Source organism: Ancylomarina sp., from assembly GCF_041555295.1.
GTDB lineage: Bacteria > Bacteroidota > Bacteroidia > Bacteroidales > Marinifilaceae > Ancylomarina.
Genome location: NZ_JBFFKR010000425.1, coordinates 1 through 2154, shown reverse-complemented (window position 1 = coordinate 2154; position 2154 = coordinate 1). Strand labels below are relative to the sequence as shown.

The window sequence follows — 2154 nt, the reverse complement described above, 5'->3', positions numbered from 1 at the left end:
TTCTCTTTCTCTTTCACGAATCACAGTCTTCCAATTCAACTTCTCAGTAGGTTGAGGAGTGAAATAAGCCTCATTAGAAATTTTCACATCTGCAATAGCCTTATATGCTTTTGCATCTATATCATATACCGAAACGATTTTTCCTTTCTCATACTGAAAGAAACCATCTTTCTGAGAACCATCAGAATACTGGCCACCTGTAACACCAAGATCGATGTATTGGCTCAAGATTTCATGAGATAATTTTTCTTGTGGGAAAGCAGCTTGCATACTCTTAAGAATGAAACACATCACATCAACTCCTACATAATCCATCAATTGATAGATACCCATTGGGCGAAGTAATAAATCACGACTTACTGTGTCAACACGATAAATTGCATCTGCCAAAGAAATCTCATTTGTCATACCTTTAGCTTGATCCAATGCAAATAAAGCATCACGCATAAAATGACCATTACCAATAAAACCAGCCACATCACTAGAATAAACAACAATCTTTCTCATCGATTTAGCTAACTCTTCAGAAAACTTAATCAAATCAGGATTGATATTTTCTACTGGAATAACTTCAAGCAATTTCTGAATTACTGGTGGGTTATAGAAATGGAAACCAACGATATCACCATTTAGTCCGGCTTCTTTATCAATCTCGCCTAAAGGAATAGATGAAGTATTACTTAGAAACCATGTATCAGGATTGTTCTGCTTAATCTGTGAAAACAACTTCACTTTTAAGCCTTTATCTTCTTTAATTGCTTCAAAAACAAGCTGAGAATCGTAAGCCGTTTCAATACGTGTGCTTGTTTTGATCATTGCCATCACATCGTTGGCATAAGCTTCAATCACCTGCTTATTTTCTACTAGCTCAGCTGAATCTTTATACCACTCTCTAAGCTCTACGATATTTTTCTCACCTGATTTTAATAACTGAGATTTCAAATATTTCAAAAGTCCTTCTAAAGCTTCAGGAGAAACATCAATCGCATTAATCACGAAACTCTCTTCGCGTTTAGCACCTATCTTAAGTTTTCCAACTTCGAATGCTAAAAGAGCCATAATACCGCTTCCCATTTTACCTGCAGCACCTAATAGACTTATGTTTGTATATTTATTAATGTAGTTCATTTTGTTATTTTGATTTTGGATTTTAGATATTGAATTTACAATTGCAAATCTAAAAGCCTGTGATTATTTCCAGTTTGGTTTACGTTTCTCAATAAATGCGTTAACGCCTTCAACTCTTTCAGCTTGATCTGCTTGAAATAGGTTTCCGAATTCTCTGGATTCCATTGCTTCAGCATCAGTGCGAGTCATTTCTTTCCCTTCACGTAGAACTGTTTTTAATAAACGAAGTGCATTCGGGCTATTCTTTGCAATCTTCTTGGCCATATCAATGGCTTGATCAAGAACCTGATCTGCCTCAGCTAATTGTTGAACCAATCCCAAGTCATAAGCTTCAGTCGCCTTAATACCTCCGGCAGTCATCATTAGATACATAGCATGACCTAATCCAACTTGTTTCAAGGCTTCAACTGTACCATTAAATCCAGGTATTAAACCTAAAGACGCTTCTGGTAATCCTAGTCGAGTATCCTTATTGGCCACACGAATATCACATGCTAAAGCTAACTCCAGGCCACCACCAAGAGCAAAACCATTGATTGCTGCAATAACAGGAATAGGTAGCTGAGCTATATTTCGAAATACAGATTTACCTTTCTCTGAAAAATCATAGCCTTCATGAACAGTCATATCTTGGAATGCTTTAATGTCAGCACCAGCAACAAAAGCTTTTCCTGCACCAGTAATAATTAAAACTCTAACATTATTTGACTGTTTAAACGAATCAAGAAAAGACTGTAATTCATCAAAGACTTCATTATTGAGAGCGTTTAAGGCGTTCGGACGGTTCAAAGTCAGAATACCAACCTCATCCCTTTCTTCATAAATCAGATAAGAAAAATTCATAAGATTGTGTGTTGTATAAGTATTAGGTATGATTTAATTCGTTAATTCATAAGTAACAGTAAAGATTATTCAAATTACCGAAAACCTTTGCGTTAGAGATCATAAATTTAAAAAAAAAAGTGACTTCTTTAATTAAATATGAAGATAGAATATATTGACACAATAACCTCTTGATTTGAACCC

General features: G+C 35.3%; 2 protein-coding genes. Both read right to left on the bottom strand.

What is annotated here, in order from left to right:
- Positions 1–1128 (bottom strand): 3-hydroxyacyl-CoA dehydrogenase family protein (locus tag ABY905_RS16725; protein ID WP_372645944.1); only part of this gene is annotated, 1128 nt, incomplete at its 3' end.
- Positions 1129–1191: 63 nt separating this feature from the next.
- The gene (locus ABY905_RS16720) at positions 1192–1971 is read right to left on the bottom strand and encodes an enoyl-CoA hydratase/isomerase family protein (protein ID WP_372645942.1); all 780 of its coding nucleotides are present in this window, start codon (positions 1969–1971) and stop codon (positions 1192–1194) included.
- Positions 1972–2154 lie beyond the last annotated feature (183 nt).

Excerpts from the sequence above, each read along its gene's own strand:
- ABY905_RS16720 (WP_372645942.1), bottom strand. The coding sequence starts at position 1,971 with ATGAATTTTTCTTATCTGATTTATGAAGAAAGGGATGAGGTTGGTATT.